General features: G+C 61.9%; 14 protein-coding genes. 4 read left to right on the top strand and 10 right to left on the bottom strand.

Going from position 1 to position 15,816, the window contains the following annotated elements; all coding sequences use genetic code 11:
- Positions 1–92: 92 nt before the first annotated feature.
- The 5 genes from rhlB to SA496_RS03595 form a co-directional block, all read right to left on the bottom strand.
- Positions 93–1,568: an ATP-dependent RNA helicase RhlB gene (gene rhlB, locus SA496_RS03615; protein WP_120652747.1), complete on the bottom strand. Its 1,476-nt coding sequence runs from the start codon at positions 1,566–1,568 to the stop codon at positions 93–95.
- Positions 1,569–1,666: 98 nt separating this feature from the next.
- Positions 1,667–2,824 (bottom strand): dipeptidase, encoded by a 1,158-nt coding sequence (locus SA496_RS03610; RefSeq protein ID WP_120652748.1) that lies wholly within the window; start codon positions 2,822–2,824, stop codon positions 1,667–1,669.
- Positions 2,825–2,908: 84 nt separating this feature from the next.
- Positions 2,909–3,847, bottom strand: coding sequence for a GGDEF domain-containing protein (locus SA496_RS03605; RefSeq protein WP_120652749.1), 939 nt, complete (start codon positions 3,845–3,847; stop codon positions 2,909–2,911).
- 310 nt (positions 3,848–4,157) lie between these two features.
- Complete coding sequence (locus tag SA496_RS03600; protein ID WP_120652750.1) at positions 4,158–6,059, bottom strand: acyl-CoA synthetase; 1,902 nt, start codon at positions 6,057–6,059, stop codon at positions 4,158–4,160.
- A gap of 29 nt (positions 6,060–6,088) precedes the next feature.
- Entirely contained in the window at positions 6,089–6,748 is a 660-nt protein-coding gene (locus SA496_RS03595; RefSeq protein ID WP_120652751.1) for an alpha/beta hydrolase, read from the bottom strand.
- A gap of 478 nt (positions 6,749–7,226) precedes the next feature.
- On the opposite strand from SA496_RS03595, the gene SA496_RS03590 reads away from it, so the two are divergent.
- From SA496_RS03590 to SA496_RS03575, 4 genes are all read left to right on the top strand, one after another.
- Positions 7,227–8,255 carry an amino acid ABC transporter substrate-binding protein gene (locus tag SA496_RS03590; RefSeq protein WP_120652752.1) on the top strand — a complete coding sequence of 343 codons (1,029 nt, stop codon included), beginning with the start codon at positions 7,227–7,229 and terminating at the stop codon, positions 8,253–8,255.
- Positions 8,256–8,364: 109 nt separating this feature from the next.
- A complete protein-coding gene (locus SA496_RS03585) occupies positions 8,365–9,552 on the top strand; it encodes an amino acid ABC transporter permease (RefSeq protein WP_120652753.1) in 1,188 nt (395 codons plus the stop codon).
- Positions 9,553–9,562: 10 nt separating this feature from the next.
- Complete coding sequence (locus tag SA496_RS03580) at positions 9,563–10,660, top strand: amino acid ABC transporter permease (protein WP_120652754.1); 1,098 nt, start codon at positions 9,563–9,565, stop codon at positions 10,658–10,660.
- 10 nt (positions 10,661–10,670) lie between these two features.
- The gene (locus SA496_RS03575; protein ID WP_077522538.1) at positions 10,671–11,432 is read left to right on the top strand and encodes an amino acid ABC transporter ATP-binding protein; all 762 of its coding nucleotides are present in this window, start codon (positions 10,671–10,673) and stop codon (positions 11,430–11,432) included.
- A 219-nt stretch (positions 11,433–11,651) separates the two neighbouring features.
- On the opposite strand, the gene SA496_RS03570 is transcribed toward SA496_RS03575, so the two are convergent.
- From SA496_RS03570 to SA496_RS03550, 5 genes are all read right to left on the bottom strand, one after another.
- A complete protein-coding gene (locus tag SA496_RS03570) occupies positions 11,652–12,428 on the bottom strand; it encodes an ABC transporter substrate-binding protein (protein ID WP_120652755.1) in 777 nt (258 codons plus the stop codon).
- Positions 12,429–12,790: 362 nt separating this feature from the next.
- Positions 12,791–13,240 (bottom strand): molybdopterin synthase catalytic subunit MoaE, encoded by a 450-nt coding sequence (gene moaE, locus SA496_RS03565; RefSeq protein WP_120652756.1) that lies wholly within the window; start codon positions 13,238–13,240, stop codon positions 12,791–12,793.
- A gap of 1 nt (position 13,241) precedes the next feature.
- Positions 13,242–13,490, bottom strand: a complete 249-nt coding sequence (locus tag SA496_RS03560) for a MoaD/ThiS family protein (protein WP_120652757.1) — start codon at positions 13,488–13,490, stop codon at positions 13,242–13,244.
- 2 nt (positions 13,491–13,492) lie between these two features.
- On the bottom strand, positions 13,493–13,963 hold the full coding sequence (gene moaC / locus SA496_RS03555) for a cyclic pyranopterin monophosphate synthase MoaC (protein ID WP_280359425.1): 471 nt from the start codon (positions 13,961–13,963) through the stop codon (positions 13,493–13,495).
- A gap of 81 nt (positions 13,964–14,044) precedes the next feature.
- Entirely contained in the window at positions 14,045–15,436 is a 1,392-nt protein-coding gene (locus SA496_RS03550) for a PhoH family protein (RefSeq protein WP_120652759.1), read from the bottom strand.
- Between the last annotated feature and the right edge of the window lie 380 nt (positions 15,437–15,816).

Here is a 15,816-nt window from a genome sequence, read left to right as displayed (position 1 = left end):
TTCATTCGCCAAGGAGAACGCAGGTCTCCCCCTCCCTCCCCCAAAGAAAAAGGCGAAGCACCTGGCTTCGCCTTTTCCCACTCCACTGAACCTCAGTGGTGCTTGCGCGGCACCGACTTGAGCAGTTCGGCCGGAGGCATCTCACAGTTGATCTTGCGCCCCAGCAGCTCCTCGATCGGCGGCAGTGCGAAGGCATCGTCCTCACCAGCGAAGCTGATGGAGGTGCCGCTGGCGCCAGCGCGGCCGGTACGGCCGATGCGGTGGACGTAATCGTCCGGATCTTCCGGCAAGGTGAAGTTGATCACGTGGCTGATGCCGTCGATGTGGATACCACGGCCGGCGACATCGGTGGCCACCAGTACGCGGATCTTGCCTTCACGGAAGCCTTCCAGGGTCTTGATGCGCTTGTGCTGGGGCACGTCACCGGACATCTGGGCGGCGCTGATGCCGTCCTTCGTCAGACGTTCCTCGATACGGCGCACTTCGTCCTTGCGGTTGGCGAAGACCATGACGCGGGTCCAGTCGTTCTGGGCGATCAGGTTGTAGAGCAGCTTGTACTTGTCGCTGCCAGCCACGGCGTAGACGTGCTGTTCAACGGTTTCGCTGGCAACGTTTTCCGGCTCGATCTCGACGATGGCCGGGTCGACGGTCCACTGCTTGGCCAGATTCATCACGTCTTCGGTGAAGGTGGCCGAGAACAGCAGGGTCTGGCGCTCCCCCTTGAACGGAGTCTGGCGGATGATCTGGCGCACTTGCGGAATGAAGCCCATGTCCAGCATTCGGTCGGCTTCGTCCAGCACCATCACTTCGACCATGTCCAGGTGCACTTCGCCGCGCTGGTTGAAGTCCAGCAGCCGGCCGGGGGTGGCGACCAGGATGTCGCAGAAGCGCGATTCCAGTTGCTTGAGCTGCTTGTCGAAGTCCATACCGCCGACGAAGCTCATCACGGTCAGGCCGCTGTGCTTGGTAAGTGCCTGGGCATCCTTGGCGATCTGCACTACCAGTTCGCGGGTCGGCGCGATGATCAGCGCGCGCGGCTCGCCCATGTAGCGCTCTTTCGGTGGCGGGGTCTGCAGCAGCTGGGTAATGGTGGAAATCAGGAAGGCGGCGGTCTTGCCGGTACCGGTTTGGGCACGGCCGATTGCATCCTTGCCCTTCAGGGTGTGGCCGAGGACCTGTGCCTGGATCGGGGTGCAGTAGGGGAAGCCCAGATCGTGGATGGCGTGCATAAGGCTCGGATCGAGGTTGAAGTCGTGGAAGCGGGTTTTGCCTTCCTGGGGCTCCACCACGAAGTCTTCGAGCTTCCAGTTATCCACAGGGCGCGCAGCCTTGGTCGGGCGCTCACGACGCGGCTTGTCGGATTTGGGTTTGTCGCTGCGGGGCTTTTTCTCGCCACGGGGCGGGCGTTCGCTGGAGCCTTCGGCCTTTTCGCCTGCTTCGTGAGGCGCTTTCTTCGGTTTGGCCGGACGCTCTTCCTTGTCGGTACGGGCGGGGGCTGGAGCGGTTGGGGTGGGGCCGGCCTGCGGCTCTTCACCCTTGCTGAAAATCTTCTTGAGTGCTTTGAGCACGGTGGTCTCGTCGATTGATTAAGGAATGAACGGCCGCCAGTGTAAAGCAAGATGCCCGCAGGGCGAAGAGCTGCGGGCATTCAAGGGCTTGACTTGGACTACGGAAGCGTCTCCAGCAGCAACCTGCGAACGTTTCCGCCCATGATGAGGGCAATGTCCGCTTCGCTGAATCCGGCGTCCTTGAGGCCTTGGGTCAGTTGCGCCAGGCCACTGGTGTCGAACGGGGTGTGCACGGCGCCGTCGAAGTCCGAACCCAGCGCTACGTGTCGCACGCCCACCTTGTCGGCGACATAGCGAATCGCCGTGACGATGGCTTTCACCGAGGTCTCGCACACTGCGGTGTCCCAGTAGCCGATGCCGATCACCCCGCCGGTGGCGGCAATGCGCTGAACATGTGCGTCACTGAGGTTCCGGGTGCCCGGGCAGGTGCCTTCGACACCGGTGTGGGACACCAGCACCGGACGCTCGGCCATGTTCAGCACGTCGTCGATCAGCGCACGGGACGCATGGGCCAGGTCCACCAGCATCTTCTTCTCTTCCAGGTGGGCTATGACCCGGCGGCCGAAGGGGGTCAGACCGCCCTTCTCCAGGCCGTGGGCGGAACCACCAACCTCGTTATCGAAGAAATGCGTCAGGCCCATGATGCGGAAACCCGCGTCATACATACGGTCGACGTTCTCCAGCCTGCCCTCCAGCGGATGCAGGCCTTCGGTCGCAAGGATGGCGGCCGTCTGGTTCGAATCCTTCTCCCATGAGGCGAGGTACCTGGCGAAATCATCGCGGCTGCGCACCAGGGTCAGCTTGCCCTGGCTGCCGGCTGCGGCTTCTTCCAGCTTCTTGCCTTGATACAGGGCACGTTCCAGCAGGCTGTGCCAGGTCGCACGGGGCCAGCGCTGGGCCATGACCAGCAGGGTGATGTCGTCGGTGTCCGAACCATTGCGCTCGTAGTTGAGGCCGCGCGGGGTCTTGGTGACGGTGGAGAACACCTGCAGGCCGACATGGCCTTCGAGCAGGCGGGGCAGATCGCTGTGGCCGAAGTCATGGCGCTCCAGCAGGTTGCGGTTCCACAGCAGCGCATCGTCGTGCAGGTCGGCGACGAACAGGGTCTTGTGCAGTTGCTCGGCCTCGTCCGAGGCGCGATAGGGTGGCGGCGCGGCTACCGTGTTCATTTCACGGTCGAGGAACCCCGGCAGGTAGAAGAAGATCCCCAGGCCAGCGGCCGCCAGCAATAGCAAAGCGATAAGGAGTTTACGCATGTCCAGCTTCCCGGCTGTCTTGTAGTGAACGGACTCTAGCAAACAGACGTTTGAAGGAAGCGGAAATGTAATGCAGGGATGAAATTACCCGTTCAGCCGGTTACGCCCATCCTGCTTGGCCTGGTAGAGCGCGTTGTCGGCCCGTGAAATCATGCCCTGCAGGCTGTCCGGACGCTGCATCTCCGCGAGACCGATTGAGATGGTCACGCCGGGCAATACGCCCAGCGGTGAATAGAAGGAAGGGATCTGCTCCAGGCTGCTCCGCAGCCGCTCGCCGATGGTGCGGGCCTCTTCGCCGCCCATTTCCGGAAGCAGGATGACGAACTCCTCGCCGCCGTAGCGCGCCATGCTGTCCTTGGGTCGCAGCTGGTTGCGCAGGGTGTGGGACACCAGGCAAAGCGCGTAGTCCCCTGCCAGGTGCCCGTGGCGGTCGTTGTATGACTTGAAGTGGTCGACATCCAGCATGAGCATCGACATTGGCTGCTCATTGAAGGAACAGCGCGTGCTTTCGCGCTGGTAGATCTGCTCCAGCCAGCGCCGGTTGAAGAGCCCGGTCAGGGTGTCGATCTTGGCGTTCTGCTCGGTGTCGAGAATGATCCGGTTGCCCTGACGCACACGGTCGCAAAGCACTTCCAGCAGGTTCTGCATCAACTGCGGCGACTGCTGGAACAGGCTGACGAGCGATTGCCGATGCAGACGCAACACGGTAGTGGGTTCTGCGGCCACCACGTAGGCCGAAGGATGGTCGTTGTCGATGAAGCTGATCTCACCGGCGCACTCTCCCGGCCCTATGGAGCTGACGGGATTGTTGTCCAGCGAGCCGAGGTAAACCTTCAACCTCCCGCTCACAACGAGATAAAGGTACTGGTTGCGGTTGAACGGACTCAGCACAATCTCGCCGGCATCCAGGTCGCAGGCGCGGAACTCCTTGAGCAATTGCCCGAGGCTGCTCGCCGTGACGTTCTGGAACAGACGCAGTCGGCCCAACAGGGCCATGTCTTCTTGCCAGTGGACATGCTTCATGGCTGCAACGGCCTCGGATGGCAGTCGAAGCGGACGGCACCGCTAACGATCCCTGTCTCAGTTGTTAACCCAGTGCGACAGTATTCCCGCACTTTTGGACTGACAATGCCCGCCCAAAGTTGGGCCGACGGGCGGCAGGATATCGGTAAGGAACGCGACAATTCCTGATATTCGCCACAATTTCGCAACAGTTTTATGGACGCACGGAAACGCCCCGGACAACTACCCAGGGCGCTGGCGCCAAACAATCAATGTTGCAGTGACCAGAAGGCCGCCCGGAGGCGGCCTTCTGAGGACAGTGTAGATGGCCTCAAGCCATCAGTCGGAACTTCACCGAGTAGCCCGCCATGCGTGCTTCCAGCAGCGCCCGCAGTGACGCATCCAGCCCCGGTACGCGGATCTCGGCGACCTGACCGTGGCGATCATCGTTCACCATCTCCACCGTCACGCCTTGGGCGATAGCCCCCAGTACTTCTTCCAGCACTCGGCGAGTGGCGTCCAAGCGCAGCGCCGGCTTGAAGGTCTTGCCTACCGCGGTCACCGGGATGGCCTCGATGATCCACACATCCTTGGGCACTGCCGCGCGCTCGGGCACATGAAGCGATGCGTGCGCCAGCAACTCGGCCTCGCTGACGACGGCACCAGGCTTGAGCTGCACATAGGCCACAGGCAGTTCACCAACCTTGTCGTCCGGCTTGCCCACAGCAGCGGCCATGGCCACGCCAGGGTGACGATGCAGGGCTTCCTCGATCATCTGCGGATCGATGTTGTGCCCGCCGCGGATGATCAGGTCTTTGCTGCGGCCGGTGAGCCAGATGTAGCCGTCGGCGTCCATGCGGCCAAGATCACCGGTGTTGAACCAGTCGCCATCGACCCAGATGTCCTTGTTCTTGCTCGCCTGCAAGTAGCCCTTGAACACGGTCACGCCACGCACGCAGAGGTTGCCGATCTCATCGGAGGCAGCATCGCGCAGGTACTGGCCCTGCTCGTCGAGTACCGCGATCTTCACCTGGCAATAGGGCATGCGCATGCCGATGGAGCCTGGCCGGCGCTCGCCGTGGGCCGGATTGCCGCAAGTGCCGCAGGTGGCCTCGGTCAGGCCGTAGCCTTCGATCAGCTTGAGGCCGGTCTTGGCCTCGAACTGGCGGATCAGCTCGACCGGCATGGGTGCAGCGCCGCACAAGGCGTAGCGCAGGCTGGACAGGTCGTGCCCCTCGCTGGGTACCTGCAGCAGGCCGGCATAGATGGTCGGCACACCACTGAAGAAACTCACGCGATAGCGTTCGATGACTTTCCAGAAGTTCTGGATCAACCGTGTGTTGCGATAGCCCTGTGGCGTGGCGATGAGGATTTCCGCTCCAGCGAAGAATGGGGCAAGTCCGGTGACCATCACGCCGTTGACGTGGAACAGTGGCAGCCCGCAGAGCGTATTGTCGCCCTCACCCAGGTTGATCGCGTAAGCGAGGATCATCGCCATGGCCACTTCGTTGCGGTGGCTGTGGGGCGCCAGCTTAGGCGTTCCGGTGGTGCCACCGGTGTGGAAATAGGAGGCCACATCATCCGGCGCAATCACCCGACCGCTCTGCAAGTGGTCGGAGGGAAAGCGGTCGAGCAGCTCATCGAAATCCAGCACACCTTCGGGCAACGCTCCGCGCTGAGCCTTGACGGCACTGCGCTGCGGCTCAGGCAGCAGATTGGCCAGGTCGACCGTGACGATGGCTTCCAGTTCGGGCAAACGGTCACGCAGGCTGGCAACCTTGTCCCAGAGATCAGTACCGGGGAACGGCGCCAGGGTCACCAGCACCTTGGAGTCGGCGGCATGGACCAGCTCGGCGATGTGCTCCGGCTCCAACAGCGGGTTGATGGCATTGACCACACCAGCCGCCTCCCCGCCCCAGATGGTGAAGTGCGTATGGGGCAGGTTCGGCAGCAGGAAGGACACCGCCTTGCCCGGACGCACACCCAGATGGTGGAAGGCGTTGGCGGCCTGGGTCACCCGCGCCAGCAGCTCCCCATAGGTCAGCTCGACGGGCGTCTCTTCAGCGTCGCCCTGAAGCAGGAAGGTCATGACTCGCTTGCTTGGGTAACGCTCGGCGCTGCGACGGATCAGCTCGTAGGTGCTGTCCGGCATGCCGCGCTGTTCCAGTGAAAGACGCTCGAGTTCTTCGATATCGCGCAGGTTGGCGATGGGCGGAGCTAAGGTCTGGGCCATGGTCGCTTCTTGTTCTGAAGGGTTGCAGTTCAGCTGTGCAGCCGTTCCACCAGCCAGGTGCCGATGTCGCGGATCTGCTGCGGCAATACTTCGTGGGCCATTGGATAGTCGCGCCACTCCACGGGGACCCCGGCGGCCACCAGGCGATCGTGGGCGGAGCGCCCCATCGCGGGAAGCACCACATCGTCGAAAGTGCCATGCAAGCAAAGGACTGGCAGTTGTCGTTTTGTATCCGACAGTGTCATTTCATCGCTGAAGGTCGGTGCGTAGGTGGAAAGCGCCAGCACACCACCCAGCTCATCCGGCCAGCGCAGAAAGGCCGTGTGCAGGACGACTGCGCCGCCCTGGGAGAATCCGGCCAGGAAGATGCGGCGCGGCTCGATGCCACCGTCGACCTGTGCCTGCGCCAGGGCCATGACCTGTTCCGCCGACTCTTCCAGCTGGGCCTCGTTGATGGCGCGCTCCGGACTCATGGCGAGGATGTCGTACCAGGAGGGCATGGCCCAACCGCCATTGATGGTCACGGCGCGAGTCGGTGCCTGCGGTAGCACGAAGCGGGTTGTACCCAACACTTCCTGCAGGGCCTCGGCCACTGGCAGGAAGTCATAGCGATCCGCGCCGAGGCCGTGGAGCCAGATAATGCAGGCATCGGCACGATGTGGGGGCTCGAGGATCAGTGTGTCGCTCATGTGTGGCTCCGTTGTGGTGCATCTGCACAGTTGTGGGGCGATGACATTGGAAGGGGTGGTTTGATAACTGAAAAAGATGTCGCACCGCTAAAACTTTACCTATTGACCTATCGGAATAGGCCTACTGGCACCTGGCTGGTACGTCCTTTGCTAACGAGCTCCAGACTGAATATTGCGCCCGGGTTCGGTAACACTTGCCCTGGCGTGCAGCGGGTTGGGTAGCAACTCAGGTTGCTACCTTGCAGGCGATCACCTGGTGCCATTCGTGGTGCGAGGGTGGCGCAATCCGTCTCCAGCCCATTTGACCAATGGGCGAGGAAAGGTCTGGTGGCGAGCGGAGCAGCGCCAACTAGACTCCTTCCTTAGGTCTGACACCCCGGTTGACCTTTTCCAGTGCATGAAAGGTTGAACCTGCCTCACGAGGGTACGGCGGTGGGACCGAGACTCCAACACCAATAAAAGCAACTGGAGGTTTTTGATGAAGATGGTGAAATCCACCCTGGCCGTGCTGACCGCGGCAACCGTTCTCGGTGTCAGCGGTTTCGCGCAGGCGGGCGCTACCCTGGACTCGGTGAAGAAGAAAGGCTTCGTACAATGCGGCATCAGCGACGGCCTCCCGGGCTTCTCGTATGCCGATGGCAAGGGCAACTACAAAGGCATCGACGTTGACGTTTGCCGTGCCGTTGCCGCCGCCGTGTTCGGCGATGCCAGCAAGGTCAAATTCAGCCCGCTGACCGCCAAGGAACGTTTCACCGCGCTGCAGTCCGGCGAAGTCGACGTCCTTTCGCGCAACAGCACCTGGACCAGCTCCCGTGACGCAGCCATGGGCCTGAACTTCACCGGCGTGACCTACTACGACGGTCAAGGCTTCCTGGTGAACAAGAAGCTCGGCGTTTCCAGCGCCAAGGAACTCGATGGCGCCACCGTCTGCATCCAGGCCGGTACTACCACCGAGCTGAACCTGTCCGACTACTTCCGCGCGAACAACCTGAAGTACACCCCCATCACCTACGACACTTCCGACGAGAGCGCCAAGTCGCTTGAGTCCGGTCGTTGCGACGTGCTGACCTCCGACCAGTCCCAGCTCTATGCACAGCGCATCAAGCTGGCTGCCCCGGACGAGTACGTGGTACTGCCGGAAGTCATCTCCAAGGAGCCCCTCGGCCCGGCCGTACGCCAGGGTGACGAGGAGTGGTTCGACATCGTGCGCTGGTCCCTGTTCGCCATGGTGAACGCCGAGGAACTGGGCATCGACTCGAAGAACGTCGAGGAAATGGCCAAGTCCACCAAGAACCCCGACATTGCTCGTCTGCTGGGCACTGAAGGCGAATTCGGCAAGGACCTGAAACTGCCGAAGGACTGGGCGGTGCAGATCGTCAAGCAAGTTGGTAACTACAGTGAAATCTTCGATCGCAATATCGGTGCCGGTAGCGAGCTGAAGATCGAGCGTGGTCTCAACGCCCTGTGGAACAAGGGCGGTCTGCAGTACGCACCGCCGGTGCGCTGACCGTCGCCCGGCGGCCACATGACGTGGCTGCCGGGTTTGAGTTCCGTTTCAACGCGAACCCTGGCCGCCGTCCCCCATCCGGTCGGCCAGTGGTTCCCAGAGGGCTGTCATGCAAAAACCTGCCAACGCCCCGCGTGCCCCGAAAGGTTCGGTCTGGACCGATCCCAAGGCACGTGCGTGGCTATTCCAGATCATCGCCGTCGTCGCAGTCGTGGCACTGGGCTGGTATCTGTTCCAGAACACCCAGCACAACCTGCAACAGCGCGGCATCCTGTCCGGCTTCGATTTCCTCGAACAAAGCGCCGGCTTCGGGATTTCCCAACACCTGATCGACTACAACGAAAGCCACAGCTACGGCCGCGTCTTCGTCATCGGTCTGCTTAACACGCTGCTGGTTTCGGTCATCGGTATCATCTTCGCCACCATCCTCGGCTTCATCCTGGGCGTGGCGCGCCTGTCGCCGAACTGGCTGGTGCGCAAGCTGGCGACCGTCTACATCGAGACCTTCCGCAACATCCCGCCGCTGCTGCAGATCTTCTTCTGGTACTTCGCGGTCATGCTGCCCATGCCGGGGCCGCGCCAGAGCATGGCCATCGGCGAGCATTTCTTCCTCAACAACCGCGGCCTGTACATGCCGGCGCCAACCATCGCCGATGGCTTCTGGCCGTTCCTGATCAGCCTGGTACTGGTACTGGCGGCGATCGTCGGGACTGCCCGCTGGGCCAAGGCCAGGCGTGAGGCCACGGGCCAGCGCTTCCCGGTGCTGCTCACTGCCCTGGTACTGCTGGTAGTGATTCCGGGCCTGGTGTCGCTGGTGTTCGGCGCGCCTTTCGAGTGGAGCATGCCGGTACTGCAGGGCTTCAACTTCCGTGGCGGCTGGGTGGTGATTCCGGAACTGATCGCCCTGACCCTGGCGCTCACCGTGTACACCGCGGCATTCATCGCCGAGAACGTGCGCTCCGGCATCCAGGCGGTCAGCCACGGCCAGACCGAAGCCGCGCGATCCCTGGGCCTGCCCGCCGCCAAGACCCTGCGCCTGGTGATCATTCCGCAAGCCCTGCGCGTGATCATCCCGCCGCTTACCAGCCAGTACCTGAACCTGACCAAGAACTCGTCCCTGGCGGCCGGCATCGGCTACCCGGACATGGTCTCGCTGTTCGCCGGTACGGTGCTGAACCAGACCGGCCAGGCGATCGAGGTGATCACGATCACCATGAGCGTCTACCTGGCCATCAGCATCAGCATTTCCCTGCTGATGAACTGGTACAACAAGCGCATTGCGCTAGTCGAGCGGTGAGGTCCGAACCATGACGACACACGTATTCAAGCCCGACCAGCCGCCACCCCGGATGAGCGTCGGCGCAGTGGGCTGGCTACGCGCCAACCTGTTCTCCAACTGGTTCAACACTCTGTTGACCCTGTTCGCCATCTACCTGGTCTGGCTGATCCTGCCGCCGCTGATCAAGTGGGCTTTCCTCCAGGCCGACTGGAGCGGCACCACCCGTGCCGACTGCACCAGCGAAGGCGCCTGCTGGGTCTTCATCAAGGTGCGTTTCTCGCAGTTCATGTACGGCTTCTATCCCGAAGCCCTGCGCTGGCGCGTGGACCTGGCGGTGTGGATCGCGATCATCGGCGCTGCGCCGCTGTTCATCCCGCGCTTCCAGCAGAAGGCCAAGTACGGACTGGCATTCCTGGTGATCTATCCGCTCGTCGCCTACTGGCTGCTGCATGGCGGCTTCCTCGGTATGTCCACCGTCTCCACCAGCCAGTGGGGCGGCCTGATGCTGACCCTGGTGATTGCTGCCGTGGGTATCGTCGGTGCACTGCCGCTGGGCATCCTGCTGGCGCTGGGACGGCGTTCGAACATGCCGGCGATCAAGGTCATCTGCGTGACCTTCATCGAGTTCTGGCGCGGCGTGCCGCTGATCACCGTGCTGTTCATGTCTTCGGTGATGCTGCCGCTGTTCCTGCCTGAAGGCCTGTCCTTCGACAAGCTGCTGCGAGCGCTGATCGGCGTGATCATGTTCCAGTCGGCATACATCGCCGAGGTGGTGCGTGGCGGCCTGCAAGCCATCCCCAAGGGCCAGTACGAAGCCGCTGCGGCCATGGGCCTGGGCTACTGGCGGATGATGGGCCTGGTGATCCTGCCGCAAGCCCTGAAGCTTGTGATTCCCGGCATCGTCAACACCTTCATCGCGCTGTTCAAGGACACCAGCCTGGTGATCATCATCGGCCTGTTCGACCTGCTCAACAGCATCAAGCAAGCCACCACCGACCCGGCCTGGCTGGGTATGGCCACCGAAGGCTACGTCTTCGCCGCCCTGGTGTTCTGGATCTTCTGTTTCGGCATGTCCCGCTACTCCATGAGCCTGGAGCGCAAGCTGGACACCAGCCACAAGCGTTAGGAGTCATTCCATGACTGAAGCAAGCAAGAAAACCGCCGGCGAGCCGATCATCCGACTGCAGGGCGTGAACAAGTGGTACGGCCAGTTCCACGTCCTGAAGGACATCAACCTCGACGTGCAGCAGGGCGAGCGTATCGTCCTCTGCGGCCCGTCCGGTTCCGGCAAGTCCACCACCATTCGCTGCATCAACCGCCTGGAGGAGCACCAGCAAGGTCGCATCGTCGTCGACGGCACCGAGCTGACCAACGACCTCAAGCACATCGAGGCGATCCGCAGCGAAGTGGGCATGGTGTTCCAGCACTTCAACCTGTTCCCGCACCTCACCGTGCTGCAGAACTGCACCCTGGCCCCCATGTGGGTTCGCAAGATGCCCAAGCGCCAGGCCGAGGAAGTCGCCATGCATTACCTGGAGCGCGTGCGCATTCCGGAGCAGGCGCACAAGTTCCCAGGGCAGCTTTCCGGCGGCCAGCAACAGCGCGTTGCCATCGCTCGTGCACTGTGCATGAAGCCGAAGATCATGCTGTTCGACGAGCCCACCTCGGCGCTCGACCCGGAGATGGTGAAGGAAGTGCTCGACACCATGATCGGCCTGGCCCATGACGGCATGACCATGCTTTGCGTGACCCACGAGATGGGCTTCGCGCGCACCGTGGCCAACCGGGTGATCTTCATGGACAAGGGCGAGATCGTGGAACAGAACGAGCCCAACGCGTTCTTCGACAACCCGCAGAACGAGCGGACCAAGCTGTTCCTCGGGCAGATCCTGCACTGAGGATGGGACGCTGAATGAAAAAGGGAGCCTTCGGGCTCCCTTTTTCGTTGGCGTGTGGAAGCTCCCCGTAGGAGCGAATTCATTCACGAAATGGCCAGGCACCGAGCCAACCGGAGGCAACCCTCACCCCAGTCCTGAGGTAGCCCGTGCAGCGCTCTGACTGCTTTCTTCCAGACAAAAAAAGCCGCGCAGATGCGCGGCTTTTCACAGCGGCAGGACTCAATCGCCGTAGATATCGAAATCGAAGTACTTGGCCTGGATCGCCTGGTACTTGCCATTCTCACGCAGGGCCTTGATTGCGCCATTGAACTTCTCGCGCAGCTCGTTATCACCCTTGCGCACGGCGATCCCGGCGCCTTCGCCGAAGTACTTCGGATCGTTCAGGACCGGCCCAACAAACTCGTAGCCCTTGCCGTTATCGGTCTTGAGGAAGCCTTCGTTGAGCGGGAAGACGTCAGCCAGCACACCGTCCAGGCGGCCGGAAAGCACGTCCAGGTAGATCTCGTTCTGGGTGCTGTAGCGCACGATCTTGATGCCCTTGGGCTCCAGGACCTCGGTGGCGAAGCGATCGGTGGTGGTAGAGCGCTGGGTACCGATGGTCTTGCCCACCAGGCTCTTGAATTCCGGGTCGACCGCGGTGCCCTTCTTCATCACCAGGCGCGCCGGGCTGTAGTAGTACTTGCCGGTGAAGTCGACGGACTTCTTGCGCTCATCGGTGATGGTCATGGAGGACAGCACCGCGTCCACCTTCTTCACCTTCAGGGAAGGGATCAGGCCATCGAATTCCTGCTCGATCCACTGGCACTTCACCTTCATTTCCTCGCACATGGCATTGCCAATGTCATAGTCGAAGCCGGCGATCTGCCCTTCCGGGGTCTTGAAGGCGAAAGGTGGATAGGCCGCCTCGATGCCGATGCGCAAGGGCTTGTCAGCAGCGAAAACGCTGGAGGCCAGCAGGCTCAGGGCAAGGCTGCCCAGCAGAACGAGTTTCTTCATGGTGCGACTCCCGCATTACGGATGGAGGCTCGCCACATTGCAGGGCAAGCCGGTTCGGAATGGATATTCGAGGCAGAAGAAGGCGCCGCCAGGGCTGGCCGGCATGGGAATGGAATGAGTAGCTGGCTGTGGATCATCGTGGATGCCGCTAACTTGTACTTGTGAGTCCATACTGGACTCAAATGTACATATCGTCAATCACCTATGAAAAAGCCCGGCAAAGGCCAGGCTTGTTCGAACCTTGTAGGAGCGAATTCATTCGCCAAACAGGCCGCAGGCCTGCCATTGGGAGCCCCCCGTGGGCAGCTACGCTGCCCTTCGCGAATAAATTCGCCTCACAGGAAAAGCAGCCCCGGCCGGGATCATTTCCAGCGCTCGGCAGCGGCCTTGTCGCTGCACCGCCCTTCCACCCAGCGCGGGCCTTCGGCGGTGTCTTCCTTCTTCCAGAAGGGTGCGCGGGTCTTGAGGAAGTCCATGATGAAGTTGCAGGCGTCGAACGCCGCCTGACGATGGGCGCTGGCTGTACCGACGAAGACGATCGGCTCGCCCGGCTCCAGGCGGCCGATGCGGTGGAGGATATCCACATTGAGCAGCGGCCAGCGTCCCCGGGCTTCGGCCGCGATTTTCTCCAGGGCTTTCTCGGTCATGCCCGGATAGTGCTCCAGGAACATGCCAGCCACATCCTGGCCATCATTGAAATCGCGCACATAGCCGACGAAGCCGACCACCGCGCCAATGCCAACATTGGCCGCGTGCAGCGCGTTGAGTTCAACACCGGGGTCAAAGGCGGTTTCCTGCACGCGAATGGCCATCTCAGCCTCCGGTGACCGTCGGGAAGAAGGCGACCTCGTCACCGTCGCTGAGGGCTTCGTCCAGGCTGCAGAGCTCCTGGTTGCGGGCGCACATCAGGTTCTGTTCGGCGAGGACTTCCCAGACGCCGCCACGGGCCAGCAAGTGCTGGCGCAGATCATCCAGTTTCGCGAACGCCGGGTCACAGTTGAGCTGCTCGCCTTCGATGCCGAGCGCTTCACGGTAACGGGCGAAATACTGCACGCGAATCATCATTACTCCCCGGCCTGGTAATGGCCGCTCTTGCCGCCCAACTTTTCCAGCAGGCGTACGTTTTCAATGGTCATGCCGCGATCGACCGCCTTGCACATGTCGTAGATCGTCAGGGCGGCCACGCTGGCGGCGGTCAGCGCTTCCATTTCCACGCCGGTCTGCCCGGCCAGTTTGCAGCGGGCGACGATACGCACGCAGTCTTCCCCTTCCGCTGCCAGCTCTACCTTGACGCTGGTGAGCATCAATGGGTGACACAGTGGAATGAGATCGGAGGTCTTTTTTGCCGCCTGGATGCCGGCAATGCGCGCCACGGCGAACACGTCGCCCTTGGGGTGGCCGCCGGACTGGATCATGGCGAGGGTTTCCGGGCGCATGCGCACACGGGCTTCGGCCGTCGCTTCACGGGAGGTCACCGCCTTGTCGGTGACGTCGACCATGTTGGCGCGGCCCTGGGCATCGAGATGGGTAAGCACTAAAAGTCTCCTTGGACAGGAGACAGATTGTATACAGAAATCCCCGCCGGGCGGCAGCTGCCGCCCGGCGGGAGTCGAGGGTCACATATGAGCTTCGGCGTACTCGGCCAGCACGGAACGCGGCACGCCCTGGAGGGTGATGTGCACGCCGTGGGGGAAGTCCTTGAAGCGTTCGGTCAGGTAGGTCAGGCCCGAGCTGGGGGCGGAAAGGTAAGGGGTATCGATCTGCGCCAGGTTGCCCAGGCAGATCACCTTGGACCCGGTGCCCGCACGAGTGATGATGGTTTTCATCTGGTGCGGCGTCAGGTTCTGGCACTCGTCGATGATGATCAGGCTTTGCTGGAAGCTGCGGCCACGGATGTAGTTCAGGGATTTGAACTGCAGTGGCACCTTGCTGAGGATGTAGTCCACGCTGCCATGGGTGTTCTCATCATCCATGTGCAGGGCTTCGAGGTTGTCGGTGATCGCACCCAGCCAGGGCTCCATCTTCTCCGCCTCGGTACCGGGCAGGAAGCCAATTTCCTGGTCCAGTCCCTGCACGCTGCGGGTGGCGATGATGCGCCGGTAGCGCTTGCTGACCATGGTCTGCTCGATGGCAGCGGCCAGCGCCAGGATGGTCTTGCCCGAACCCGCCGCGCCGCTGAGGTTGACCAGATGGATATCCGGGTCAAGCAGCGCGTAGAGCGCCAGCGCCTGGTACACGTCGCGCGGACGCAAGCCCCAGGCTTCCTGGTGTAACAGCGGTTCCTGATGCAGGTCGAGGATCAGCAGCTCATCGGCCTTGATGCCCTTGATCCAGCCCACGAAACCCTGCTCGTCGACGATGAACTCGTTGACGTGCACTGCCGGCAGGTTGTCGGTGAGCTGCACACGATGCCAGGTACGTCCATGGTCCTGGCGCGTCTCCACCTTGCTCACACGATCCCAGAACGACCCGGGCATGTCGTGGTAGCCACGGGACAGCAGGGAGACATCATCCACCAACTGGTCGGTGTGGTAGTCCTCCGAGTCGATCCCGCAGGCGCGCGCTTTCAGGCGCATGTTGATGTCCTTGGTCACCAGCACCACGGACATGCCCGGCCTGCGGCTCTTCAGCTCCACCAGTTGGTTGATGATCTTGTTGTCGTTGAGGTCTTCAGGCAGCCAGGTGATGGGAGCTGCGTGTTTGCTCATGAGAATCGAGAGGAAGCCGCAGGGGCCGCTTTTCTCTCGCTGGATGGGTACTCCGTGCTCCACTTCCTCAGGGGTGGCACCGCTGAGGATCTTGTCGATGTTACGGATGGCCTGTCTGCATTCAGCGGCAACACCCTGCTTGCCAGTCTTCAGCTTGTCCAGTTCCTCCAGCACGGTCATCGGAATGGCCACGTGGTGTTCCTGGAAATTGAACAATGCGTTGGGATCGTGGATCAGGACGTTGGTGTCGAGCGCGTACAAGGTTGGAGCGGTAGGGCGGGAGCGTCCGTGGTCATCCATACTCGGTCACCTTCTTATAGGGCCAGGCGACGGAATGCCAAGGAGGCGCTCCGCCGCGGAGGGCCGCCGACCTCCCCGCTCCGGGTCGTACCGGTAGGGAGAAGGTGCCAACAAGGTGAGGGCCGATGGCCGCCACCTGTCTGCAGGGTTCGGCGGTCTGATTTGTTAATACTCCATTCGGGATGACAGAAAAAAGAACTTTTTTGCCTGTACGAGTCTTTTTTCACAGCAAGACAAAAAGCCCTTGGCGTGTAGGAAAGCGCCCGTTAAAGTCGAAAGTCCCCTCCCCCGAATTTTCCCGATTTTTCTGACCTTGGCGGCGAATCCGCGCCTGCATCCAACCTGCCTATCGGCGGGATAGGTGGAGCCAACCGACGCAA

Source organism: Pseudomonas sp. JS3066 (genome assembly GCF_036328175.1).
GTDB lineage: Bacteria > Pseudomonadota > Gammaproteobacteria > Pseudomonadales > Pseudomonadaceae > Metapseudomonas.
The sequence above is the reverse complement of the archived record's forward strand: the minus strand, read 5'-3'. Positions and strand labels throughout refer to the sequence as shown.